The following is a 25837-nucleotide window of genomic DNA, read 5'->3' as shown; positions in this document are numbered from 1 at the left end:
CATGACAGATCATAAACCCCAAATATTTATAGGTTCTTCTACCAGCGGTTATGCAATCGCTGAAAAAGTAAAAAAATGCCTTTCTGCTGTTGGCGATTGCCATCTTTGGAAAGATGATGGTGTATGGGAAGTAAATACAAGCACTTTTGATAATCTACTTCGCATGGTTAAATTTTTTGACTTTGGGGTATTTGTTGCGACCGCTGACGACCTAACGCTGACGACAGATGGCAAAATCGTAATTGAACCACGCGATAACGTTATCCTGGAGATGGCGCTTTATCTCGGCGCACTTGGCAAAGATAAATCGTTCTTATTAGTAGAAAAGGATATAAAACTGCCCACGGATTTTAGTGGTATTTATATGCCTCGCTTTACGGCCATCGATGACGTTTCCATTGAAAATGCTTGCTGGGAGTTTATTAATAAAATAAATGAGCATTACCGCTTAGGGCATCTTAGTCTTTATCCTACAACTGCTCTTGCCATCGGTTATTACAAAAACTTTATTGAAGGAATGGTTGAAAGTATCCATGAGGCTGAAAACTTAGAGTATGAGGGTGCCACATTCACCGACTTTAAATTGAAAGTGATTATACCAAATGATCTAAGTGGCTATATCAGGCAAAAAGCTGCATTATTTTATAAAAGGCACGGGTTTGGTGAAAATGCTATTAAAACCAAGTATAGGCGCCAACCCGCTTGGTTTCACTTGGACATAAATAATGCACCACATGCGGTTATTTACGACATGCCGAGTACACTTACAGGTATTGATGATGCAATAGAGATGGTATTGCAAAAAGGTTTCACTGGCCGCACTGCTATGCAAGAAATAATTGAACAGCGGGAATTAAATAACTTCAGACGCGTATTGCAAATTCAGATTGATAAGAGTCCTTACGCGAAAGAGGTGGTTGAAATAATAGATGAATTTTAACCCAATAGCTAAAACTTATATATAAATAAACAATTTAAAAATTAGAAATCATGGGAATTAAGCCAGGACCAAAACGAATTGCTGTATCCACCGGGAAACCAGATCAGCGCCAAAGAGATAACAAGGAAACACCAGGGAATACACCTTCACTAAAGCCGCATGTGCATAAAAAAGGGAAATAGTAACTATTGCTTTTTTGCCGAGTATATGATTGGATAATGTTCCCGTCGCCATCTGCTTTTTATGCGATTAAACGCCCTAAAAGCTCTATATCTTCTAAAAAGTGGTCGGAAAGCTGTATCTTTTGGAGTACAAAAGCACAAACGCGACATATTTAGCAATGTTACTCCCGATGCGTTAGTTTGCCAAATGGCATGGCTACTTTTAAGCAACCATGTCATTCTAATGACCGTAGGTGATTTCCCGGGTTACTTTCCAAATGCCGTCTTTCTTTTGCCAGATCTGCATAAACTTATACGTAAACACCTGCAATTTGCCATTTTCAACATGAGAGAAAGTATGCATTCCCGTCTCGATAGCACCATAATCTTTAATTGGATACACTTCCATTGACCCAGGAATCAATTTCCGGTTCAATACATAACTCATTTTAAACAGTCCACCGAAGGCTTGTTTTGCTTGATCAAAGTTTCGTACGCCGGTGTTGTCCTGGTAAAGTTCCAGACTATTATCGAAGTGATTCATTAGCTGATCAAGATTGCGGCTATTGAAGTCCTTGAATTGAAGAGAATCCTGTTGGGCTATTTCATTGTACAATGGTCCGGATGTTTGTGCCTCTGCACGAGTACAGGTAAAAAAAATTGAAGCGACTAAAAGCGCAGTAGCAAAAAAATTGTTCATTGTTTTCATATTATAGTTTTGTTAATTTCTCATTTCGGTAGCAATTATGGCATTGCCCTGTTCTTTCAAAAAGATCTTAACCAGATCGGTATATATTTGAGGTCCATTATCTGAATTAGTGAAGATCAATAAAGCGCGACTGGATTTTGGTAAAACAAATACGATTGTATTCACTCCCGGATCAATGCCACTGTGCGATAAGCCAAATTCTCGTCTCAAATCTGGATAGACGGCCCAACCTAACCCTATGAACTTATTCTCTTTTATCCTGGACAGCGGGCTGGTCATTTGACGATAAAGCGCCTTTGATAAGCCAGCCCCGTTAATTATCCAAATCAGGAATTTGTCGTAATCTGCTACAGTTGTTTTTAGTTGATCGGCCGCACTGGGGCTGCTATTTTTTATGATTTCTAATGGCTCTCCCTTGCTATTATGCGCAACGGCAAAATGATCTAACATCCTATCATTCCAAATAAAATGCGTATCGTTCATATGTAAGGGTTCGAAAATCAGGGAATCAGCCAATTGTTCCAACGACCGGTGAAATTTGCTTTCAAGCGCGTGCCGCAAATATTCCATCCCTTCGCCGGAATACTGGAACTTTAAGCCGGGCTCAAACTCAAAGGCCAACTTTTTTGAAGGCTTCATCCATCGCCAGTTTGGAAACCCACTTTGGTGCGTCAGGATATTTTTAGTAGTGAGCTTTTTACTCCTTGGATCAGCTGCAACATCAGGATCGGTCCAGTAATGATAGATTGGTTCGTCCAGATCCCACTCACCCGAGTTAACCAGACATAGTGTTACCATTGTTGTTACTGTTTTGGTGATTGAGGCGACATTAAATAACGTATTAGCAGGCGCAGAAACTCCCGTGTTAAGTTCGCCGTACACTTTTGAGAAGGCGACTTTGCCTTTATTAACAAAGGCCAATCCCAATGTGGGAATATGCTTATCCTTCATCAACCGGACAATAGTAGAATCTGCTACTTGTGCATTTACAGCTGCCGCATAAAAGAAAGTTAATAATAATAGCGTTGTAATCCTAGGTATTATTCGGTTCATTGCGGGTGAAATTATATAATTATGATTTAAACCTGAGAAACCATCGTTATGCCACTTATATAATCAATTGATAGATAATACATTATTACTACCATGATCGAGATTCATGTATCGTAAACGGACAATCAGTGTCCGTTTACAGATGAAAGGTTGACCATCAATCAACTCTATATAACAGCTTGCTTCTTCTGAAGGAGACACAACGGTAAATCACGTAGGCTTCATGCCGCCAAGAAAGTGCAAATTTTTCTATTTAATTGATTAAAAATAATGATTAGGAAAAACTTTGTAAAAGTCTTAGAATACTGGCTTATTGTAGCCGGTGACAACGAAGTAGCCAGTCGGCTGCTGTTCGATTGTACACCGTCTGGCCGGTTATGGATATCCCGGTCAATGACCCGAGAGTTCTATTTTCAGAATATGTATTTTACAGGCTTCGCGACGATAAAATCAGCGAGGCCTGGTCGCTGATCGATAAAGACGCGATCCGCGAGCAGGCCTTTTCAACAAATACCATAAAGTAAATGTAGCCCGCAGACCGCCCCCAAACAATCAGCGGGTGGTCTTGGTTTATTGGACATGCGTATCGTTACACTTGAAGAACACCTCTCGTTTCCGGAAATGGCCGGACAGATACCCACGGAAAAACTAGGTGGGTTTGGTCAAAACGAAAGAATGAAACAGCTGGTACCCAAACTGGCGGATATCACCGGGGACCGTTTAACATCCATGGATGCCAATGGCATCAGCATGCAGGTATTATCGGTGGACAGTTCGGGCGCCAACCTGCTGGCCGAAGATAAAGGCCCGGCATTTGCCATTCAGTATAATGATTTGATCGCAGAAAGGATCAGGGGTTATGAAACGCGGTTCACTGCGTTTGCCCATTTGCCGATGACTGCGCCTGCTGCCGCCGCCGATGAACTGGAGCGAACAGTAAAAGAACATCATTTTCGGGGTGCTATGATCCGCGGACTGACGGAAGACCAGTTCCTGGACCATCCCGGATTTGGCCTTATACTGGAGCGTGCAGAAAAATTGGATGTGCCTATCTATCTGCATCCCGGCCTGCCGCCTAAAGGCGTCGCAGATATTTATTACAGCGGCCTGCCCAATCATGCTGGCATAGCGGAAGCCCTCGCTGCCTATGGCTGGGGCTGGCATGCTGAAACCGCGCTCCACATCCTGCGCCTGGTTTATGCCGGCATCTTCGATCAATACCCCAAATTGCAAATCATCATCGGTCATATGGGTGAAATGCTGCCTTTCCAGATGGCCAGGTCAGAGCGGGCCTTTCAGCCAGGCGCGGGCGGCGCCAACCAGCGCAAGCTAAGCGATACCCTGCGCCAGCAGGTTCATATCACCACCAGCGGCTTCTTTACCCTGCCACCCCTACAAATCGCGCTGGATACTTTCGGCATCGACAACATGATGTTTTCCATAGATTACCCCTTCAGCACCAACGAGCAAGGTATGGAATTTTTTCGCCGGATCGATCTGCCCGATGCCGACCTGTCCAAACTCGCCCACGGCAATGCCGACAGGTTATTAAAACTGCCCCCATGAAAACACACAAGAACAGCCCATCTATGAAAGCTATCGAATACACGAGTTTGGCAGCCTGGAGCAGGTATTAAAACTCGAAGAGATCGAATCACCGGCAAATCCTATGAGAAATTCCCGAGTACTTTCCCGCTGACCATCGGCTTACCATCATATAAACACGTGAATATTAACGCAGTATCCAAATCAAAATATCAGTAAGCCACGAAATCCCGCTAATGTGATTTTGAATTATTGATATATGAACAAAATATATTCGGATTCGCAGGTAATCCGTGACTGCGCATTTTTACCAGCCCCAAGGCTGATCGCATCAATCCGTCTTAATTGAACCCAACCAAATGGCTACACCTTCCGACATATCGGCAAAAACATAAACACGCAGCATCGTGACCTTTGTTTGCCGATTACGGTGATGTTAGGTTTAGATTCAACCTCATCAGAAAAAAAATGCCGGTGTAATCTTTTAATTTAGCGCGGTATTTAACAGAGGGCTTACGGGAGATAATGCTTAAGCAATTGACAGATTGCCTTCTAACCTCATGTGCCGATTATGTCCGCCTCTGGCATAACGAAATAAATTTCCTGCATAAAAATAAATTTGCGTTATTGTACTTTAATTCGAAATTTAAGTTATAACGCCTACCAATTCGTTTCAAGATCTTCATTACATCTTCGTAGGAATTGACCGGCCATTTTACTCAAATTGCGTTTAATGTCAAAACCACATTTAATACATCTGCCAATTAATAACTTGATTATTTACACGCAATGGCTGCTTACGTCAGTCAGGTGTGCTTTTTTAGGTAACTTAAATAATCGCGATGGTCAATTATAACACATTAAGCGATTCCGAGTTAACAGATCTTCTCAAGCTGGATGATCCGCTGGCCTTTGCAGAGATATACGACCGGTATTTCGGTTTGCTTTATATCCACGCGTTTAACCGCGTAAGGGATAAAGAAGAAGCAAGAGACGCAGTGCAGGAGTTATTCGCTTTTTTGTGGGCTAATCATGGTTCCATTGAATTTAAAACCAACCTGTCAAATTATTTGTATACTGCTACCCGAAACAGGATCCTGAACTTAATAGGGCGTAAACAGATCCATGAAAGATATAGATTGAAACTTCCTGACCAGCTTATCGCCCCTATCATGACCGATCACCTGGTGCGTGAACGGCAACTGACCGAGATCATTAACAAAGAAATTCAGGCCTTACCCCCAAAAATGCGCATCGTTTTTGAAATGAGCCGCAAGCATCATATGACCTATAAGGAGATTGCCGGTAAGCTGGATATTACCGAACAATCTGTAAGAAGCCATGTAAAAAATGCGCTTAAAGTATTGAGGGTTAAATTGGGCATCATAACATTTTTGATTTTTATTTTATTCGATAAATAATTTTTACCCCCATGCCTACCGGGCTATTTGTCTATAATAAATAAGACAATACTTAGCCAGTTGAACCCAAGAATCAATCTTCAGGAGTTATTAAATAAATATCACGCCGGCACGATAACCGACGAAGAGCGCATTTTATTGGAGGAGTGGTACACCCAATGGACACCTGAACAACAGGAGCTTTCATCCGAAGAAATTGACCAGATGAAAGCGGATGTTTGGCAATCATTAAATGTAACTGTACTGCCGGCCGCAACCAAACGGCTATGGCCACGAATAGCATTGGCAGCTTCTGTGATACTTTGTTTATCAGTAGGGTGCTACTATTATCTTTCAAATTCGCAAGCCAGTCAGCAACAAATGACGGCAAAGGTTGAAAGGGTAGACATTGCCCCCGGCGGTAATAGAGCGGTCCTGGTACTAAACAACGGCCTCAAGATTAGTTTAAACAGCCAGATAAACGGGACAATAGCTAAACAAGGCAATATCAGAATCGTAAAAACGGCTAACGGTCAGTTGGCTTATGCACCTGACAATACCGATCCTTCAGTTGTAGTTTACAATACTTTGAGTACCCCCCGCGGGGGGAAATATGACCTGGTGTTAGCTGATGGTACCAAGGTGTGGTTAAACTCTGCCTCATCCATCACTTACCCCACGGCTTTTAAAGGAAATGATCGCACCGTAAATATTACCGGCGAAGTTTATTTTGAGATTGTACATAATGCGAAACAACCATTCAGGGTAAATTTCAAAGGGCATACTATTGAAGATATCGGTACTGAATTTAATATAAATGCTTATGATGATGAACAGGTGATAAAAACCACCCTGGTGGCAGGCAGCATAAAATTATCAAGAGATTCAAAGAGTGTGCTCCTCCGCCCGGGACAGCAAAGTATAACGTCTTTATCAAATACAGCAATTGAAATTAAAGACGCAGATATTAACGAGGCAACCGCCTGGAAAAACGGGCTGTTCAAATTTAAAAAAGCAAAAATTGAGGATGTTATGCGGCAGTTATCGCGTTGGTACAACGTTGATGTTTCATACCCGTATGGTGTTCCGAAAACCGTTTTTTCTGGCGAAATGATCAAAGATGCGAACGCCACACAAATACTGGATATGCTGGCTTATTTTAAAGTAAACTATGAAATTGTACAGCAAACCAAAGGCTCAGAAAAGAAAATTATCATTAAACCTTAAACCTACACTAAATAAATAACCAATTATTTAACAGCTAACCTGAAAACGATGAAAAAAATATTACGTCAAATAACCTGATCAGAGAAAACAGGGTTCTTAAAAGAACGCAGAAGTGGTTCGAAGCACTTCTGCGTTAAAGCTTGAGTCAACCCTTCCGAATAAATCGGTAAAACAAATGGAGTATTATCTTATGTGTTAACCTCAAACCTAACAAATGTAATGAATTTTACAGGTGTCCTGACAGTGATATGCCCTAAAAAAGGCTCACTGGTCCATAAACTTATTATGGTTATGAAACTAACCACCCTCCTACTAATAATTACGCTATTACATGCAAGCGCTAAAAGCTATAGTCAAAAGATCAGTCTAAACGAAAAAAATACCTCCCTGGAAAAAGTTTTATCCCAGATTAAAAACCAGTCAGGTTATGTTTTTCTGTATACCGATCAAAACCTGGTGAATACGTCCATCAGTGTTAATGTTAAAGACGCCTCGATCGAGGAAACATTGAACGCCTGTTTTAAAAACGCGCAGATCGGCTACAAGATCACCGGTAAAAATATTTTGCTGAGAGCAACTTATCCTCAAACAGCTGATCAGGAAAACGCTCCTCCGCCGATCACCGTCAAGGGAAAGGTTGTTGATGAGACCGGAAAACCCCTTATGGGTGCATCGGTAAAATTAAAAGGCGGAAGTTTAGGTACACAAACCGATACCGAAGGGCGTTTTACGTTAAGCAATGTTCCGGATGATGGTATCCTGGTTATCTCTTTCGTGGGATTTACCACTTTGGAAGTACCGGCGAAAAAGAACCTCGATAATATCAAGCTTGTTCCTCTGGCTTCAGACCTGAGCCAGGTTGTTGTGGTTGGTTACGGCACGCAGAAAAAGGTCGTTGTGTCGGGCGCGGTATCAGATGTAAAGGGCTCGGAGCTGGCCAAATCAGCCTCTGTTAACCTCTCTAACTCTCTTGGTGGCCGCCTGTCGGGTGTAGTTGCTATCCAATCAAGTGGCGAACCTGGTGGTGATGGCTCTACTATTCGCATCCGCGGTATCAACTCCTTATCAGGTGGTAACACAGACCCGTTGATTGTAATTGACGGGGTACCGGGACGTGCAGGTGGTATTGACAGGATCAATCCTAACGACGTAGAAAGTATATCAATCCTGAAAGATGCATCTGCCGCAATATATGGATCAAGGGCCGGTAACGGTGTAATTTTGGTTACTACCAAGCAAGGTAAATCGGGTAAGCCACAATTCAGTTATGATTTTTATTATGGTTTGCAGCGCCCTACCCGTACACCTAAGATGGCCAATGCACCTGAATATGCCGAGATCATGAACGAATTACAAATATTCAATTCGGGCTTAAATCAAAGCAACTGGAACGATGCCTGGCAAGCTTTGAAAAGCACGGGCACGTACACCCGGCCCGATGGCAATGGCGATATAAACGCGGCTTTTTCGCCGGAGGCTATGCAGAAATTCAGGGATGGATCTGACCCGCTTAGATACCCAAATACCGATTGGTTTGGCACCGTATTTCAAAAATGGTCACCACAACAAAGGCATAACCTGCAAGTTACAGGCGGTAATGAGTTTACCAAATATCTTGTTTCGCTGGGCTATTTAAACCAGGACGGTTTTTATAAGAACTCGGCCACCAGGTACAAGCAGTACGATTTGCGAATCAATGTAGAATCTAAAGTTAGTAAATATATCACCACGAGCTTAAATGTTACCGGCAGGGAAGAAAACCCCAACTACCCAACAGTGAGCGCCGCCAACATTTTCAGGTTTATTATGCGTGGCAGGCCGACCGATGTGGCCATTTGGCCCAACGGTTTAGCCGGTCCGGATATTGAAAACGGTATCAACCCGGTTGTGGCCACCACTAACCAAACAGGGTATGATAAAAACACTAAAGATTACCTGCAGACTACCGGTAAAATTGAAATTAAAGTACCGGGTGTAGAAGGCTTAAAATTAACCGGTACGGCGTCGTTGGATAAATACTGGAACAGGCAAAGTACCTGGAGAACACCTTATGAATTGTATTCGTGGGATAAAACTACCCAGAATGCTGATGGCAGCCCGCAATTGCAGGTTAAAAACTTCTATCCTGACCAGTTTCATACACCAAATCTTACAGAAAAAAACATTAATGAGCTGGATATAAACTTAACCGGCATCATCAATTATGACCGGAACTTTAATGGCCATGCGGTTTCATTAATGGCCGGTGTACAGCGCCAAACTGCTAATAGCAGCGGCTTTACAGCTTTTAAAACCAATTTTATATCCTCGCAAATCCCGCAGTTATCATTTGGCCAGGAATTGGGACAATCAAACGGGGCCAATGATGTATTTAAAAGTGCGCGCTTAAGCTATTTCGGTTCGGCCAATTATAACTACAAAGAAAAATATATCGCGCAATTTCTTTGGCGTGTAGATGGCTCCTATATCTTTCCCCCCAGCCACCGGTTTGGCTTCTTCCCGGGTGTTACGGCAGCATGGCGGATTTCGGAAGAGGGCTTCTTTAAAAACAACATCCACTTTGTAGATAACTTAAAGTTAAGGGGCTCATGGGGCCGGATGGGGGCCGAAGCATATTATGGCGGTGCGCTTAAAGAGTACCAATACCTAACTTTATTAGCTACCAGCAATAACATGTTTAACGGGCAGCCCGTTGCGACTGTTTATGAAGGTACCGTACCTAACTATGATTTTACCTGGGAGGTTGCAAACAATACCGACGTTGGCCTGGAAGCAAGCTTTTTAAACAGCCGGTTATCAGTAACATTCGATTATTTTTATAACCTCCGCTCAAATGTACTGGCGCCTAAAACCGGATCGATACCGGGAAGCGCAGGTATCCCTGTATACAACTTCCCTCCTGTTAACCTTGGCAGATTAAAAAATTCAGGTTATGATTTCAGCGTGAACTACAGTGACCGCGCCGGCGATTTTAATTACAGCGTTAGTGTAAACGCCGGATATGCTAAAAATAAAGTATTGTATTTTGACGAAACCCCGGGCGCTCCAGACTGGCAGCGAGCAACCGGTCATCCAACAGATGCCTGGCTGTTATACCAATATGACGGCGTTTTTAAAGACCAGGGAGATATCGACGCCAATAAGCTTGACTACAGCGGATTAGGAATTTCAAATTCGAGCTTAAGGCCCGGAGACATGAAATTTAAAGATGTAAACCACGACGGTAAAATTAATGGCGACGATAAAATAAGGATGGATAAAAACGGCACGCCAACCTTTACAGGCGGTGTGAACATCAACCTGGGTTACAAAGGATTTGACCTGAGCGTACTGGTTCAGGGAGCTACCGGCGGCTTACAAAAAATAGGCCTGACCGAATCAGGAAGCATTGGTAACTACCTGGAATGGTCATACCAAAAACGCTGGAGCATTGATCATCCGAACAATCTCTATCCGCGGTTATCTGACTCTAACAGCGGCGCTACCTACTTCACTTCCAGCGCATCAGATAATAGTTATTATGTGATTAACAGCAATTACATCCGGATAAAGAATGTGGAGTTGGGTTATACGCTTCCAAAAGAATGGATACAAAAGTTAGGGCTCAATTCATTGAGGATCTACGCTAATGGCATCAACCTGGCCACTTTTGATAAGATCAAAATTTGGGACCCCGAATCTACCAATACCAGCGGGCAGTATTATCCGCAGGCTAAAGTGATTAACATGGGTGTTAAAGTTACTTTTTAAGGAGCGTGAGAAAACGCATTATGAAAGGAATTGATATGAAAACAACATTAAAAAATAAAAATCTATATCTGCTTGTGTTCATTATGATAATGGGCGCGGCTTGTAAAAAGGATTTCCTGAATGTTACGCCACCCAACCAACTATCTGCTGATGTGGTTTGGAGCGACCCGACTTTGGCCGAAGCCTATATGAACGATGCCTATAAAGGCCTGATAAACGGTGGATTATCTGAGCAAATGCTCGCCTCCGTATCCGACGAATCTCTGTTTAACCATACCGGACGGGGTATCGATATCGTCAATACGGGCAATGTTAGCCCCACTACTACCGGCTGGATTGACGATTCGTGGAACTGGGACAGGATGTACCTGTATATCAGGACCTGTAATACGGCCATCGACAGAATTGTAAGCGGCAAAAACAGCATTTCCGACCAGACCAAAAAAGACCAGTTTTTAGGTGAAGCCTATTTTTTGCGGGCCTATTACTACCAGCAATTATTACGCTTTTACGGCGGTGTCCCCCTCATCACCAAAGTATATAACATTACCGACGACCTTAAGGTAAAGCGTAATACCTACGAGGATTGTGTAAACTTCATTGTAAAAGATTGCGATGAAGCGAACAAATTATTATCCGGTAAAACAATGGGGCAAGGTCGTGCTACGGCACTTGCAGCCCTGGCCATTAAATCGAGGGTATTACTTTACGCAGCTAGTGACTTGCATGATAAAGCTAAACTAACGGCAAAAGTTAGTGGTATTCCGGATCAAACCCTTCCCCTGCTATGTTACACAAGCGGCAACCAGGCCGATCGTTACCGCCTGGCACAAACCGCGGCAAAGGCGGTGATGGATGCTGATCCGCGCACGGGTTATAAACTAAATTTATCAGCTCCTGTTTCAGCCAGTCAGGGAACTATCAATTATGCGAGTATCGCAATGGGCGGAGGCAGCAAAGCACCCAATATTGACCCCGCCGGGGCTTCGGAAATCATCTTTGCAAAGTATTTCCTGCTGCCAAACTATGCCGTAACACCAAACCTTTACAACGGGCCTAACGGTTATCATAACTGGGGCGGAAACTCTCCGATTGGCTTACTTGTTGATGATTATGATATGCAGGACGGCACTCCATTCAGTTGGTCGAACCCATTAGAAAAAGCTGATCCCTATAAAAACCGCGACCCCCGATTTTATGCAACGGTGCTGTACGATGGCTCGGATTGGAAACCCCGCGATAAAGTATCCGGCAATGTTGACCCCGCCAATCAAATTCAAACCGGCACTTATGATTTGATGGTGAGCGGCAAACTAACATCTTTCAGCGGACTGGACACCCGCAACAGCTCGTTAGAAAACTGGAACGGTACCTACACCGGCTATTACTATCATAAATTTACCGATCCGGATCCTAATATCATTGATCAAAACATGCCGCAAACTATTCCCTGGCCTTTTTTCAGATATACAGAAGCGGTTTTGAATTATATTGAGGCGTCTATAGAACTCGGTGACACAGGCCCGGCGGTAGAATGGTTAAACAAGATCCGCTTCAGGGTTGGTATGCCCGCGGTTACAGCCTCAGATCAAACAAGCCTGAGAAACATTTACCGTCATGAGCGCCGGATTGAGATGGCCTATGAAGAACAGCGATATCATGATGTACGCAGATGGCTGATAGCCAACGAAACCGTAGGCAGGAAGGTAACCATAGTAACTGTTACCGGAAAATTCAAATCGGGAAAAACGCAATCCTCTCCTTACCATTATGACCCGTCGGTTTATGATTATAGCTACACACCGTCCGAATATAATGTATTGGAAAACAGGGCCTGGAACAACGCGCTTTACTTCAGGCCAATCACCCGCGATGAAGTAAACAAGAACAATTTACTAATACAAAACCCCGGATATTAAATATATCCGAAAGAAACCTCTAAGTTGGTTTAAACAGCGCTAACCTTAAGTAACGAATGAAAAAATTGCCAACCGGGCAATCGAATTTACTTACTTATCGATTTTATTAAAGCTAACAACTTCAAATCATTTTCCAAATGATTCGGGTTTTGTACCAGCGGGATCACCGAAGTAGCCAGATACAACGTATTTGGCTACTTTGTTATATATATATATTGCAGTAAAATCCCTGATCTCCATTTTAATTCCAAATTTAGATGAGTTCTTTTTCTAATACTGTAGGTTCTTTATTAATGATTTTCACATTCCTTATTGGTTGCGGGGTAAGGATTTCTTCGATCAAACAGATGAACAAGGCATTGTGTTCTTCATAAAAATGTTCTTAACCGCAATAACCAAATTTTAATCAGGATCAAGCCACAACGGTATGAATGACTTTAACTTTGATGATACCTGCCGGAATTACCCGGAAGCGCAATGCTTTCCGTTAGTGAGGCGGGAAAACATTCATCTTCACCTATTTATGCAAATCTATGGCAAACAAACGATCGGCTACGCTACCCCTTTGAACGGCTCGATGAAATCATTTAGTCAATACGATATATTCGATTATTTTATATAATTATTTATCATTAAAACATATTTATTAGTTTCAACATATTATCTGTTAATCAAAAGTTAATTTTATAAATCACCGGTATAATTTGTCGCCTTCGGCCCCGGATGGGATATTAACGCGTTCGCTTATAGCAAATGATAATAAACTGGCACAATGCAGGATAGCTTGTCAGCACGATCATCAAAACCAGCCCAAAGCAGCGCATTTATTATTCGACAAATCGGGCGCAGTTATCGGCCGATTGTTCGCTGATACGACCGTGCAAACAGGAACAGATGTCTATTTAGAACGTAAGGTCAACACAACTGGCAAAAGATCAACAAGGCATACATCGCCGTTGCATTAGGAAGCAACTTGGGTAAAAAGCCTTAGCGGGTATAGCTGTAGCCCGTTCTATTTAACCTGGCAACAATGCATTCAGCCATTAAGCACTTCAGTTGGCCCTTATTGACAACTTTGTATACGCAAAAATGAAAGGGACGAAATTATTACTATGGGTTATGATTTGAGATTATTTGATAAATATATCATTGATATAAGGATATACATTGATATATTTGCAAATATTTGACCTTTACTTCTTATCACGTAAGCATAGCTTACTTATATACATATGCTGTTTAACTCTGTAGGTTTTATACTCTTTTATGTAATAGTTACATCGCTATATTTTGCCTTTCCCCATAAATTCAGATGGATCATACTGTTACTTGCAAGCTGTTACTTCTATATGGCCTTTGTCCCCATCTATATTCTGATATTAGGCTTTACTATCATAATTGACTACCTGGCAGGCATCTACATTGAAAAAGCCAAAGATAAACGGCGCCGGAAGCTTCTTTTAGCAGCAAGTTTAGTGGCCAATATAGGTATCCTCGCATTTTTTAAATACTTCAACTTTCTGAATCTTAATATAGATAGGTTTATGGGAAAGTTTAACTATCATGATCCGATACCCTATTTAACTATTTTATTACCTATCGGTTTGTCGTTCCATACTTTTCAGGCCATGAGCTACACAATTGAGGTGTACAGGGGTAATCAAAAGGCAGAAAGGCATCTGGGTATTTACAGCTTGTATGTCATGTTTTACCCGCAACTGGTAGCCGGACCAATAGAAAGGCCTCAGAATATCCTTCCACAGATGCATACCGAACATCGTTTTGATTACGAATTAATGAAATCCGGTTTAAAAATGATGCTTTGGGGATTTTTCAAAAAAATAGTAGTGGCCGACCGCCTTTCCATTTTTGTAAATTCGGTATTTAACAATCCTGAACTCCATAACGGAACCACCATTGTAATTGCATCTATCTTTTTTTCGGTACAAATTTATTGCGACTTTTCCGGTTATACTGACATAGCTATTGGCTGCGCCAGAACAATGGGGTTTGACCTGATGAAAAATTTCGAACGCCCATATTTTGCAACCAACATTCAGGACTTCTGGCGCAGGTGGCACATCTCTTTATCAACCTGGTTCCGTGATTATTTGTATATCCCGCTGGGAGGAAACCGGGTATCAAAACAAAGACAATACCTTAATCTGTTTATCGTATTTTTAATAAGCGGGATATGGCATGGCGCCAACTATACTTATATCATATGGGGAATTTTACATGGTTTATATTCTGTTGTGTATATGATCATTAAACCATATTTACGCAAAGAGCAGCAAAGTAAGGCAACCGCCACAGCAATACGAATAGGAAATATGGCCTTGACCTGCTTATTCGTAACCTTTGCCTGGATATTTTTCCGGGCCAATAGCGTTTCCGATGCATTGACGCTGATCTATAATTTAAGGAGCTTTGGAGCAAAACCATTTTTTGGCGATGGAATAAGCAATTTTGCCCATTCTATTTTGGCCATATTTCTGCTATTTGCAGTGGAGTACAAAATGGAATATTACCCTGAAAAATTCAATTTCTTTACTTCACCCAATATTGCCTTAAGATGGGGCTCCGTAGCCTTCACCATTATTTTGATATTGTTATTGGGTGTGTTTAATGGTGGCCAGTTTATATATTTCCAATTTTGATAAAAACCATGTCTCTTGCTAAGTTTCTGATTAAACCAGCCTGCTTTCTTGTAGTATTGATATCACTTGACTATTTAGTGGGAACCGCATTCAGAAAAATCTACTTCAGCCAGCGGGTTGGGCAGTTTAGTCAAACTACCTATGCTGTTGACAGCGCCAGGCATGACATTATGATTTATGGCAGTTCAAGGGCTGTCCGTCATTATTCGCCATCCATTATATCTAAAATAACAGGGCTAACTTGTTATGATTCCGGCCGGGACGGACTAATGATACCGTACTCAACCGCCATGGAAGAAATTTCGTTAAGCAGGCATACTCCCAAACTTATCATATTAGATATCAGTCCCAGAGAATTAGGGATTGATCAATCCAAATACGATAAATTAAGCATCTTGCTGCCCTATTGTAATAAACATCCGGAACTTATCAAATACGTTCAGGAAATTAGTCCGTTTGAGCCTTACAAACTTTTATCCCAAACCTATCCATTCAACTCCTCGGTGTTTATACTGGCTACTAATGTCTTGTTTGCTAAAACAGTAAAAAAAGATGATAACGGATATTTACCACTGGAAGGTCAAATGACCAAACCCGAGGTAGACGACTATAGTTTAAGAATGAATAAGCGCTATTTAAAAATCAAAAAGCGTAAAGATATTCCGGAAGAAAAGGCTATCAGGTATTTTAAAACATTTTTGGAGAATAGCGCCAAAAGACACGTTAAAACATTAGTTGTCATTTCACCAACTGTATTAAGAAATCCTTTTTACCTGGATAATCAAGCTGTAGAAAAAGAATTGCTCGTGAAGCTCACCCAACAATATCCTAACGTAACGTTTTTGGATTATTCGTCAGACCCGCACTTTAATTTCCGGCCCGAAAAGTTCTCAGATGTATTTCACTTAAATAAACAAGGGGCAGAGGAGTTTTCAAATAGCATAGCACACTACATAAAAGCTAAGCTCGTCAACAAAATATAGATAAGCAACCGTCTGAATGTAAATGGGATAAGTATCATCGGTTTGCCCCTGCCTTCAATGCTGCCCGTACACCATATAATGATGATGCAGCCGCATTTTCAAAACCAAAAATGCTGGGATATCGCCCGCCTGGAGACTGGCAAGCTCGTTCGCTGCCGATTCCATACCATCTATTACTATCGACGGATCGATTTTCCCGGAACCAAAAGAGGTGACTCCTCTGGTAAAGTACCAGGCGTGATCATAGCCCCGTTCACTGCTAAGCTGATAAGATATTAAATTTGAAATGCGCCCGACAGGCAGCTATGAGTCAAACTCACAAACAGTAAAAGGCCGCTTGCGCGGCCTTTTACTGTTTGTTATTAATAAATTTCAGATTACTTTCCCTTTAAAAACCCGGATTGTTAGGTAACAACTTCGGATTGACATCCGTTTCCTGTTTAGGCAGTGGGAACAGCAGCTGTTTATCAGTAAACGTGGCGCCAAATACAGTTTTATGGCCTATAAAATTGTCCCAGTTGCCGGTAATATCGTTATGAACTTTGCGGGTTCGGAGCATATCAAACCACATTTTATTTTCAAAGCAGAGCTCAAAATACCGCTGCAACCACACCTCCTGCTCAAATGCTGATTGGGTTAACGCCCCTATCGGGGCCAGCTTAGCCCTTGCGCGGATATTATTAACCATCAATATAGCCGTAGCATTTGGTGCGCCTTCAGCTTCGTTTGATGCTTCGGCGTACATCAACTCAACATCGGCCAAACGGTAAAGGGTGTAGTTAAGATCAGATTTTAATGTGGTATTAACCGCAGTAGAATCAAACCATTTGTAGATATAAGGGCTGCGGAAAGTGATTTTTTTGCCCGTTTTTGTATTGGTATAGCTGGAGTAAAAGAACTGTTTTTCTTGTACTCTTTTATCGCCAGCAGCAAATGATGCTAAAAACTGAGTTGTAGGATAAACCGAACCATACTCATCTGAGTATTGCGAAACACCCGAAAAATTTGGAATAGTAAGTGGTGTAAGCGGATTTGACGATGGTACCGACGCCGCATATTGCACCTGGAATATAAATTCGCCTGTATTTTTATTTGCAGGTTTGATCATGTCGGTATATTCCGGAAACAGGGTATAACCACCATTCTGGATCACGTTGAGCGAGCGCTTGGCCGATTCGGCGTAGAATGTTTTACCGCCATTGATCGCGGCACCTGCATAGGTTAAATACACATCGGCCAGTAAGGCCTCAACAGCACCCATCGATACTTTGCCGGTGTTATCCTTCCATGGCAGCGTTGATTTTTCGGCAGCTAACAGATCGGGGATAATCACTTTATCATATATATCCTTAGCAGCTGTACGTGGAACATTGAGATTCAGGTCTTTGGGCGTTTCGGTAACCATGGGTACCGCGCCATACATACGTACCAGTTGAAAATAGTAAAGCGCCCGCAGGGTTTTTACTTCGGCCAGCATATTGTTCTTTACCTCGTCAGTAAGGCCGGGTGCATTGATGGTTGGTATTTTACCAATGGCCAGGTTACACGCGCCTATGCCAAGGTACATTTGTTGCCACCATGTATCAAAGTAAAATGAAGTACTGCTGTAAGTTAGGTTCTGGTAATTTACGTAACCGGTTTGCCCAAGGTCGCTGCCCGATTTGCCGGTCATAAATTCCATCAAATTCCAGGTATTACCACCGTACGAACCACTTTGGCCTGATAAAAAGCCCTGCAGATTTTGGTAACCCGAATTGGCAAAAGCCCTGGCCACTTTAACACTCGATACATTCGACTCGGGCGTAAGGAAACTGGTAGGCTCCTCCTTCAAAAACTTTTTGCAGGAGCATGCAAACAACACCACCCCTACAAGCAATATATTTTTTATGGTTTTCATTTTTATATAATTTAAATTAAACTATCAATCGATCCTCTACCGCTGTTTAAAAAGTCACCTGTAAACCAAGGTTCCATACACGGGGTCGGGGGTTTGAGAAGAAATCTAAATTCTGCGAGAACGAACCGTTCGACCCGTAGCTTGAATTGAAGGTATCCACCTCCGGGTCATAACCGGTGTATTTGGTTATGATGAACGCGTTTTGAACACTTGCATATATCCTGAAACGATTGGCATGAAGCTTTCTAAGCACCGGCTGTGGCAAGGTATAGCCCAACGTAAAGTTTTGGCCGCGAATAAACGAACCATCCTCAACCCACCAGGTATCGAAATGCGAATCCTGCGCAAATTTGTAGTTACGCACCTGCGAAATATAGGTGTTCTGGTTATTAGGTGTCCAGGCGTTAAGCACGGTGGCCAAACTGTTTGAAAGGGTTTGCCTGTCCTCAACCGAGTGTTTGAAGTTGGCGGCAGTATTTACTCCCTGAACAAAGCGGATATCGAACGAAAAATCAAAAGCTTTGTATCTGAAGCTGCTGCTGAAAGTGCCCGTCCATTTAGGATAAGCGCGGCCGATGATACTATAATAATTACTGCCATCCGGGTTGTAAATATATTTCCTGTCGCCGGGCTTCAAGCTGTGTTTAGCGGCTTCGGCTACATCCTCGGCCGAAGTGCTATAGGTACCAAGCCTTGTCATACCATAAAACGAACCGATAGGTTCGCCAACCCTGATCACAAAGTTTTGACCAAGGAAATTAGGGCCCGGGAAGATGTCCGCGCCGTTATCGTTTAGTTTTAAAACTTTGTTTTTATTGGTAGTGAATATAAAATTGGTGCTCCATTCAAAATCGGGAGTTTTAACGTTTAGGGTGTTCAGACTAACCTCGACACCGGAGTTACGCACCGATCCTACGTTTTTATATACATTGGCATTGGTTTCACCGGCAGACCATGGTATAGGGGCCTGCAACAACAGATCTTTAGTGGTGCGGTTATAATAATCGAGGTTAAGGTTTACACGATCATGAAATAAACCTAACTCCAAACCGGCATCAAACTGAACAGAACGTTCCCATTTTAAGTTAGGGTTACCAATATAGCTTGGCAACAATGTTGACTGAGCAGCCCCACCCAAAACCGTGGTGCTCGGCTGGATCTGTGCCAGCGAACGATAGTTACCTATCTCCTGGTTACCCGAAGTACCGTAACTGGCCCGCAATTTCATGTTGGTGATGGTATGGTTATCCTTCAGGAAATTCTCCTGCGATACACGCCAGGCGGCACCCACCGAAGGGAAGAATGCGTACTTGTTATTCACCCCAAACCGCGATGAGCCATCGTACCGGCCCGTTGCGGTAAACAGGTATTTTTCGTCAAGGTTATAAGTTAAACGGGCGTAATATGAACTTAATGATGATTTTTCATCCTGCGTTTCATTGGCACTCCTCACAGAACCCGCCTGCTCGTAGTGGTACTGGAAAATATCATCAATAAAATTCTGCGTTTCTGAGCGTACCCGGGCATACCCTTGTTGCTGGAACGAGATACCTAACAAGGCGGTGAAGCGCTGCCTTTCGTTGATCTTTTTGTTCCAGGTAAGGTAGTTTTCTGTTTGCCAGTAGTAATTATTGTAAGCATTTACGTTAGCTACACCTCCCTGATCTTGTGATAAGTGCGGCAGATCGCCTGCTGAGTAGAAGTTATTTTTTTGAGCGCTTAAGTTATAGCCGAAATCTGTTTTAAAATCCAGCTCTTTTGTAATGTGGAACAGAGAGTAGATGTTACCTAACATTTGCAGGTTATTGTTAAGCGTGTAACGCTCGTTGGCAACCTGCACCGGGTTTGGCGCGCCCTCAAGACCAGCAATATCATAATTGCCTGCCCATGTGCCATCAGGATATTTAACAGGCACTATTGGCACCTCTTCTGATACGTCCCTTGGCACGTTTAGCCCACCATTACCATCGGTAACTAAACGTTGCCTGCTGCTGATGAGATTGATGCTGCCACCCACTTTCAACCAACTTTTCAGGTCGTTATCCATTGTCATTTTTATGGTATATCTCTTAAAGGCCGATGTTGGCGCAAGACCATTCTGGTTAAAATAGCCAAGCGATAAACTGTAAAGCGATTTTTCGCTGCCACCCTGAATATTTAACTGGTGACTTTGCGAAAACGCTGGTTTATAGGTTTCCTTTTCCCAATTGGTATCATAAATTGGGTTATCATTCGCGTCAAAAAGCTTAGGGAAATTAGCATGGTTTAATGCAACCGGTGGTGCCCATACGCCTCCGGCCGGATCAAATTTTTGACCGTTTGCGAATGATTCATTGTAAACTTTAACAAACTCGGCCGAGTTTAAAGTACGTAAATGGCGATACAACTCGCTTACGTTAAAGTTATCATCATAAGTAATAGTTGCAGCGCCTGTACGGCCACGTTTGGTAGTGATCATAATTACACCATTAGCACCACGCGAACCGTAAATAGCTGTGGACGAAGCATCTTTTAACACCTCGGCCGAGGCTATATCCAGCGGGTTGATAGAGTTTGGATCAACTCCTACTACGCCATCCACCACATATAATGGATCGACATTGGAGTTGATGGATCCGATACCCCTAATTCTCACTTTAGCGCCCGCGCCGGGGGCCGTGCTGTTAACACTAACTTCCACACCGGCTATTTTGCCTTGCAGGGCCTGGGTTACGTTAGCCACGGGTTTATCATTTAACTGATCGCCTTTGATGCCGGTAACAGCGCCGGTAAGATCCGATTTTTTAACAGTTCCGTAGCCGATCACCACAACTTCGTTAAGGGCGCTGGACGTTCCAGCTAACTGCACGTTAACGACAGTTTTGCCAACGGTTGATATTTCCTGGCTGGCATAACCTGTATATGAAAATATCAATACGGGTTTGGCACTGGTTACCTGTATCGTGTAATTTCCATTAAGATCCGTCTGGGTACCACCCTGGGTGCCCTTTATTTTGATACTTACACCAGGTAAAGCTGAATTATCCTTAGCATCGGTTACCTTGCCGCTGATCTTAACCTGCGCCATCGTGTGCAGCGACAGCAAGGTGAGCAGAATTGAGTAGATAAGATTTTTCTTCATAACATTGTTTAGTAGGTTGTTTTTAAACTGGTAATTATAGGAACGCTTCTCTGCGAAGCATTCATGGCGGTTTATAACCGCCGCAAGGCCGGAAGTTGCCCTTCAGAAAGGGCAAAGAAGTCCGGATTGCCTTTATGGCATCATTTTTTTTCATGAATTTGGATTATAGTTTACTTTAGTTTATGTCAGCTTATTGGCTGGCAGGCTACCGGTTTTTAGCGGCCCATTGCCTTAGTGCCGTAATGGCATCATATAAAACACCTGCTTCACCCCTGAAATCGCCCGAACCTTTTGGTGCGCCGGATTGCACATCATACCATTCAAAAAAGCCTTTGTTGGCAAGCATCCTGTCGAGCATCGGTGATAACTCAGCGTAAGCTTCCTGCGGGCGACCATAGATAATGAGCGGTGCTATCATTCGTCCGCCAAACCATGTCCAGTCGCCGCCGTTTTGATAATTATAGGGTTTCATGTTTGGATACTGCTTTTCAGGATAAGGAGGGTACACTGTAATGCCTATAGTGGCATGCTTTTCTTTAGCCGCGGCTGCAAGCATTTGTTTGTTTATTTCCAAAACTTCGGCCGGAGTGTTAAACCCCGCTATGATAGCACATATAGATCCACCTGTGTATAAGATCTTTTTTTCATTAAAATCCGAAGAGAAAGGGCTGCCGTTAAGGTAGATATGCGGAATATATTTTTGAGCGGCAGCATCCCAAAGGTATTTACGAACATTGGCAGTGACTTTTGAGGCAACGGCCTTCCAATCAGTTTGGGCTTTATAGCCTCGAGGTGCCATTGCAAGGAAATCTTGAACTGCCTTCACAAACATGGCGTTATCATAAATATCCAAAGCCCATTTGGTTTTATCATTAATAGCCACGCCCCAGCCGTTTTCGGATTGCACATCGCCCCAATCAATAGTGGTGGCCCCGGTTATCAAACCATATTTTTCCAACCAGCGATCTTTATGCAGATAGGTCAGCGCCTCCTCCATTCGTTGCAAAATCGTTTTACCACCAATACACTCGTTTAAAATAGATTGGTCTCCGGTAAAATCAATGTATTTTTTCACAGCCTGGATCAATGACGATTCCTGGTCGGTCTCTACCGTGTTTTTATGCGCTGCCCAACCCGGTAATAAGGATGAGTAGCGGTATTTATAACCTACACTGGCTTTAGCGCTGTCAACTACACCATCCACAATATCCCCGCCCTGGCCCTGGATGCGAAAAAACATCAATAGTTTGGTTTTTACTTCTTCTTTGGGATGTACTTTTAATGAGCCATTGATGAAAGTGTTGAAGTCGCGGATCCACACCTCGCTGTAGGATGTACCTGCAGAAAAACCGGATAACAGTTTTAAAGCTTTCGCCTGGACTGTATCAAGCCGGATATCGGCAAGAATTTCCCTTGCCAAAGCTTTGTTGGAGGACTGTTGCGCTCCGGCAATGCAAAAAACAAAGCAAGACAATGCCGTAGAAATGAGTAGACGTTTTTTCATGCAGGTAAATATGTAATTAGGTTGCTGCCTTACCAGATAGAAATGGAGACAGATTGCTATAGTATGTACAAACATAGTATCATAATATTATATTCCAAAGTTTTTCCAAAGTTTTTTTATTAACTATGATAAAAAATGAACAGAGGTCAGAAAATTACCTTAGTAAAGGAGACTGCTACTGAACCCCAAAACCGTATTATAAAAAAATTCAACCTTTTTCTGCTCCGTAGATGTTCCTCCTCCAAAAGTGATACCACTACATGCCGGCCCCTGCCGTTTTCCTGATAAATTATTACCTTGCCACTTAATTCATTATGAAAATTTCCATCGATCATAAAAGCGCCGTACCCTTACATATCCAGGCAGAGAACCTGCTAAGAGAGCTCATCCGCGAGCCTGAATATCAGGCCGGTAAATTATTGCCTAACGAGGTTGATCTTGCTAAAAAGTTAGCTATATCGCGCACCACTTTACGCCAGGCTATTAACAAACTGGTTTATGAAGAGCTGCTGGTGAGGAAAAAAAGGCTCGGAACCAAAGTGGCCCATACCAAAATGAGCTCCAAATCAATGAATTGGTTGAGCTTTACACAGGAGATGGAAGCCCGCAGCATCCCTATAAAAAATTACGAGCTTCATATTAGCTGGGTCTTTCCGGAAGATCATATAGCCAATTTTTTCGATATCAAAACAGATAAGAAAATTTTGAAAATGGAAAGGCTAAGGGGAAACTCCGAAGAGGCTTTTGTGTATTTTATTTCGTATTTTCATCCAAGGATCGGGCTTACGGGCGAAGAAGATTTCAAGAAACCACTTTACGAAATGCTTGAGAGTGAGCATTCTGTAGTTGCAGACCTATCAAAGGAAGAAATAAGCGCCAAGGCGGCCGATAAATTCATAGCAGGTAAACTGGAAATAGATCCGGGCAGTCCTGTTTTGATCAGGAAACGGTTTGTTTACGACCAGGGCGAACGGCCGATGGAGTATAACCTGGGTTATTATAAAGCCGAAAGCTTTGTTTATACGGTAGAAAGCAGGCGCAGTTCCTAAATTTATTTTTTTTTGACTTATTTGAAATATAAACGAAATAAAATATGTTTGCACATTACAACATATTAATGCATGAATAAATCTATTTTATCGAACTCGTTTAATATCGAAACGATGAGGAACACCAAACAGTTTCTGCTTCCGGATTTGAAGAAAGCTGCGAAAAGGCAGGAGTATGACATTTACCCCACTTTCGACATTGCCGGGCCGATATATACCGGCTATAAAACTTTAGCCAATTGGATCATTACATGCAACCATGACATTGTTATAGATGGCTATTCGGGCGTATATTGGGATGTACTTATCTGCGGCCTAAACGATGAATTTGCTGCTTCAGACATCCAGGCTAATTGGATTAATGTAAATAAAGCATTAAAACCGGAAAGCATTATTCATGAAATAACCGCTAATTACGATGGTGGCGATGACCCGTTATTTGGTAAGCTATACGATGGAGAGCTGAGCGATTTTTTTGATGTCGAAAAACTCCAAAGTCTTAAACCCGAACCAAACAAATTAAACATATTGTATGGTGCGGGTGCCGCTCTTGCCGAATGGAAATGTACATTGCTATATATCGATGTTCCTAAAAATGAGATCCAGTTCCGGTCAAGGGCCAACACTATCTGCAACCTTGGCGAAAAGCTGCCTTCCGATCCCAAAAATCAATACAAACGTTTTTATTTTATAGATTGGCCGGTACTCAATAAGCATAAAAAACAGCTTTTGCCTGCCATAGATGCAATCATCGATGAGCAAAGGATCAATGAAATTTCGTGGACAACTGGCGATGCGTTAAGAAACGGACTTAAAACCATGTCCAGTCACATGTTTAGGGCCAGGCCATGGTTTGAGCCCGGGGTTTGGGGAGGCCAATGGATTAAAAACAACATCAATGGCTTGAACAAAGATGTTGTAAACTATGCCTGGTCATTTGAACTTATCGCCCCGGAGAACGGCATCCTGCTGCAAAGCGGCAACAATATGTTAGAGGTATCGTTGGATACCTTGCTGTTACTGGATAACGAAGCCATTTTAGGCAAAGCGGCAGCCAGGTTTGGCGATGCCTTTCCTATCCGGTTTGATTTTTTGGATACTTTTGACGGCGGCAACCTTTCATTGCAATGCCACCCTTCTGTTGAATATATTAAAAATAACTTCGGCGAAGATTTTACGCAGGATGAAACTTATTACATCCTCGATGCAGAACCAGGCGCCGAAGTTTACCTTGGTTTCCGGGAAAATATCAACAAACAACAATTCAGGAGTGTTTTAGAGAACAGTTTTGAGCAAAACGAACCGGTAGAGATCAAAGACTACGTACAAACCTTCCCGGCAGCCAGGCACGACTTGTTCCTGATCCCAAATGGTACGGTACATTGCTCGGGCAAAAATAATATGGTACTGGAGATCAGCGCCACGCCGTACATCTTTACCTTTAAAATATACGACTGGCTCCGCCCCGACTTAAGCGGAAATCCACGAACACTGAATATCGACCGGGCCTTTGAAAACCTCAATTTCGAAAGAAAAGGTGATGTAGTGACCGAAACACTCATCTCCAAACAAACCACCTTAAAAAAAGGCCATAACTGGGAGATTATTAGCTTATCAACTCATCCTGAGCACTTTTACGCTATTGAGCGCTTTGAGTTTGATGCCGAGATAACTGAAGATACCAATAACCAATGCCATGTATTGAGCCTGGTTGAGGGCGAAAGCATTGCAGTGATCACTAACGGTCGTGAACAGGTTATTAATTATGCCGAAACCTTTATTATTCCGGCCGCGGTTAAAAGCTATACACTTAAAAATACGGGCAAAACAAGGGTTAAGGTTATCAAAGCTTTTGTTAAAGACGAATGTTGTTAATATATCTGCTTAAATCAAACTCAAAACGCATCCTCTTAAAACCT

General features: G+C 42.5%; 17 protein-coding genes. 12 read left to right on the top strand and 5 right to left on the bottom strand.

Annotated features, from left to right (window positions below):
- The first annotated feature begins 1 nt into the window (after position 1).
- Together ACP26M_RS02625 and ACP26M_RS02620 are read left to right on the top strand one after the other, a co-directional pair.
- Positions 2-940, top strand: a complete 939-nt coding sequence (locus tag ACP26M_RS02625) for an STING domain-containing protein (RefSeq protein WP_426585902.1) — start codon at positions 2-4, stop codon at positions 938-940.
- 50 nt (positions 941-990) lie between these two features.
- The gene (locus ACP26M_RS02620; RefSeq protein WP_426585900.1) at positions 991-1122 is read left to right on the top strand and encodes a hypothetical protein; all 132 of its coding nucleotides are present in this window, start codon (positions 991-993) and stop codon (positions 1120-1122) included.
- Between the two features lie 220 nt (positions 1123-1342).
- Here the strand turns inward: ACP26M_RS02620 and ACP26M_RS02615 are convergent, their stop codons facing one another.
- Positions 1343-1810 carry a nuclear transport factor 2 family protein gene (locus ACP26M_RS02615; RefSeq protein ID WP_426585898.1) on the bottom strand — a complete coding sequence of 156 codons (468 nt, stop codon included), beginning with the start codon at positions 1808-1810 and terminating at the stop codon, positions 1343-1345.
- A gap of 12 nt (positions 1811-1822) precedes the next feature.
- Positions 1823-2863 carry a serine hydrolase domain-containing protein gene (locus ACP26M_RS02610; protein ID WP_426585896.1) on the bottom strand — a complete coding sequence of 347 codons (1041 nt, stop codon included), beginning with the start codon at positions 2861-2863 and terminating at the stop codon, positions 1823-1825.
- Between the two features lie 377 nt (positions 2864-3240).
- On the opposite strand from ACP26M_RS02610, the gene ACP26M_RS02605 reads away from it, so the two are divergent.
- From ACP26M_RS02605 to ACP26M_RS02570, 8 genes are all read left to right on the top strand, one after another.
- A complete protein-coding gene (locus ACP26M_RS02605; RefSeq protein WP_426585894.1) occupies positions 3241-3387 on the top strand; it encodes an ester cyclase in 147 nt (48 codons plus the stop codon).
- Between the two features lie 151 nt (positions 3388-3538).
- Complete coding sequence (locus ACP26M_RS02600; RefSeq protein WP_426585892.1) at positions 3539-4429, top strand: amidohydrolase family protein; 891 nt, start codon at positions 3539-3541, stop codon at positions 4427-4429.
- An 821-nt stretch (positions 4430-5250) separates the two neighbouring features.
- Positions 5251-5829 (top strand): RNA polymerase sigma-70 factor, encoded by a 579-nt coding sequence (locus ACP26M_RS02595; protein WP_426585890.1) that lies wholly within the window; start codon positions 5251-5253, stop codon positions 5827-5829.
- 60 nt (positions 5830-5889) lie between these two features.
- Positions 5890-7035 carry a FecR family protein gene (locus ACP26M_RS02590; protein WP_426585888.1) on the top strand — a complete coding sequence of 382 codons (1146 nt, stop codon included), beginning with the start codon at positions 5890-5892 and terminating at the stop codon, positions 7033-7035.
- A 291-nt stretch (positions 7036-7326) separates the two neighbouring features.
- Positions 7327-10785, top strand: coding sequence for a TonB-dependent receptor (locus ACP26M_RS02585; protein ID WP_426585886.1), 3459 nt, complete (start codon positions 7327-7329; stop codon positions 10783-10785).
- Between the two features lie 35 nt (positions 10786-10820).
- Positions 10821-12704, top strand: a complete 1884-nt coding sequence (locus ACP26M_RS02580; RefSeq protein ID WP_426585884.1) for a RagB/SusD family nutrient uptake outer membrane protein — start codon at positions 10821-10823, stop codon at positions 12702-12704.
- A 1232-nt stretch (positions 12705-13936) separates the two neighbouring features.
- Entirely contained in the window at positions 13937-15364 is a 1428-nt protein-coding gene (locus ACP26M_RS02575) for an MBOAT family O-acyltransferase (protein WP_426585882.1), read from the top strand.
- A gap of 8 nt (positions 15365-15372) precedes the next feature.
- Positions 15373-16347 (top strand): hypothetical protein, encoded by a 975-nt coding sequence (locus ACP26M_RS02570; protein ID WP_426585880.1) that lies wholly within the window; start codon positions 15373-15375, stop codon positions 16345-16347.
- Positions 16348-16735: 388 nt separating this feature from the next.
- On the opposite strand, the gene ACP26M_RS02565 is transcribed toward ACP26M_RS02570, so the two are convergent.
- The 3 genes from ACP26M_RS02565 to ACP26M_RS02555 all read right to left on the bottom strand — a co-directional run bounded on the left by ACP26M_RS02565 (position 16736) and on the right by ACP26M_RS02555 (position 22869).
- The gene (locus tag ACP26M_RS02565) at positions 16736-18244 is read right to left on the bottom strand and encodes a RagB/SusD family nutrient uptake outer membrane protein (protein WP_426585878.1); all 1509 of its coding nucleotides are present in this window, start codon (positions 18242-18244) and stop codon (positions 16736-16738) included.
- Positions 18245-18290: 46 nt separating this feature from the next.
- A complete protein-coding gene (locus ACP26M_RS02560; RefSeq protein WP_426585876.1) occupies positions 18291-21365 on the bottom strand; it encodes a SusC/RagA family TonB-linked outer membrane protein in 3075 nt (1024 codons plus the stop codon).
- 205 nt (positions 21366-21570) lie between these two features.
- Positions 21571-22869, bottom strand: coding sequence for a GH36-type glycosyl hydrolase domain-containing protein (locus ACP26M_RS02555; protein ID WP_426585874.1), 1299 nt, complete (start codon positions 22867-22869; stop codon positions 21571-21573).
- Between the two features lie 314 nt (positions 22870-23183).
- On the opposite strand from ACP26M_RS02555, the gene ACP26M_RS02550 reads away from it, so the two are divergent.
- Together ACP26M_RS02550 and ACP26M_RS02545 are read left to right on the top strand one after the other, a co-directional pair.
- Positions 23184-23918 carry a GntR family transcriptional regulator gene (locus tag ACP26M_RS02550; protein WP_426585872.1) on the top strand — a complete coding sequence of 245 codons (735 nt, stop codon included), beginning with the start codon at positions 23184-23186 and terminating at the stop codon, positions 23916-23918.
- Positions 23919-23990: 72 nt separating this feature from the next.
- The gene (locus ACP26M_RS02545; protein ID WP_426585870.1) at positions 23991-25793 is read left to right on the top strand and encodes a class I mannose-6-phosphate isomerase; all 1803 of its coding nucleotides are present in this window, start codon (positions 23991-23993) and stop codon (positions 25791-25793) included.
- Positions 25794-25837 lie beyond the last annotated feature (44 nt).

Origin of the sequence: Mucilaginibacter sp. R-33, assembly GCF_049949235.1 — a bacterium.
Taxonomy (GTDB): domain Bacteria; phylum Bacteroidota; class Bacteroidia; order Sphingobacteriales; family Sphingobacteriaceae; genus Mucilaginibacter.
Note: the sequence above shows the minus strand (reverse complement) of the source record. Positions and strands in the feature narration are given on the sequence as shown.

What these genes read in the sequence shown, in the direction of transcription:
- ACP26M_RS02620 (WP_426585900.1), top strand. Translation starts at nt 991, where the DNA reads ATGGGAATTAAGCCAGGACCAAAACGAATTGCTGTATCCACCGGGAAA.
- ACP26M_RS02600 (WP_426585892.1), top strand. Translation starts at nt 3,539, where the DNA reads ATGAAACAGCTGGTACCCAAACTGGCGGATATCACCGGGGACCGTTTA.
- ACP26M_RS02625 (WP_426585902.1), top strand. Translation starts at nt 2, where the DNA reads ATGACAGATCATAAACCCCAAATATTTATAGGTTCTTCTACCAGCGGT.
- ACP26M_RS02610 (WP_426585896.1), bottom strand. Translation starts at nt 2,863, where the DNA reads ATGAACCGAATAATACCTAGGATTACAACGCTATTATTATTAACTTTC.
- ACP26M_RS02575 (WP_426585882.1), top strand. Translation starts at nt 13,937, where the DNA reads ATGCTGTTTAACTCTGTAGGTTTTATACTCTTTTATGTAATAGTTACA.
- ACP26M_RS02585 (WP_426585886.1), top strand. Translation starts at nt 7,327, where the DNA reads ATGAAACTAACCACCCTCCTACTAATAATTACGCTATTACATGCAAGC.
- ACP26M_RS02595 (WP_426585890.1), top strand. Translation starts at nt 5,251, where the DNA reads ATGGTCAATTATAACACATTAAGCGATTCCGAGTTAACAGATCTTCTC.
- ACP26M_RS02615 (WP_426585898.1), bottom strand. Translation starts at nt 1,810, where the DNA reads ATGAAAACAATGAACAATTTTTTTGCTACTGCGCTTTTAGTCGCTTCA.
- ACP26M_RS02555 (WP_426585874.1), bottom strand. Translation starts at nt 22,869, where the DNA reads ATGAAAAAACGTCTACTCATTTCTACGGCATTGTCTTGCTTTGTTTTT.
- ACP26M_RS02545 (WP_426585870.1), top strand. Translation starts at nt 23,991, where the DNA reads ATGAATAAATCTATTTTATCGAACTCGTTTAATATCGAAACGATGAGG.
- ACP26M_RS02570 (WP_426585880.1), top strand. Translation starts at nt 15,373, where the DNA reads ATGTCTCTTGCTAAGTTTCTGATTAAACCAGCCTGCTTTCTTGTAGTA.
- ACP26M_RS02560 (WP_426585876.1), bottom strand. Translation starts at nt 21,365, where the DNA reads ATGAAGAAAAATCTTATCTACTCAATTCTGCTCACCTTGCTGTCGCTG.
- ACP26M_RS02605 (WP_426585894.1), top strand. Translation starts at nt 3,241, where the DNA reads ATGGATATCCCGGTCAATGACCCGAGAGTTCTATTTTCAGAATATGTA.
- ACP26M_RS02565 (WP_426585878.1), bottom strand. Translation starts at nt 18,244, where the DNA reads ATGAAAACCATAAAAAATATATTGCTTGTAGGGGTGGTGTTGTTTGCA.
- ACP26M_RS02580 (WP_426585884.1), top strand. Translation starts at nt 10,821, where the DNA reads ATGAAAACAACATTAAAAAATAAAAATCTATATCTGCTTGTGTTCATT.
- ACP26M_RS02550 (WP_426585872.1), top strand. Translation starts at nt 23,184, where the DNA reads ATGAAAATTTCCATCGATCATAAAAGCGCCGTACCCTTACATATCCAG.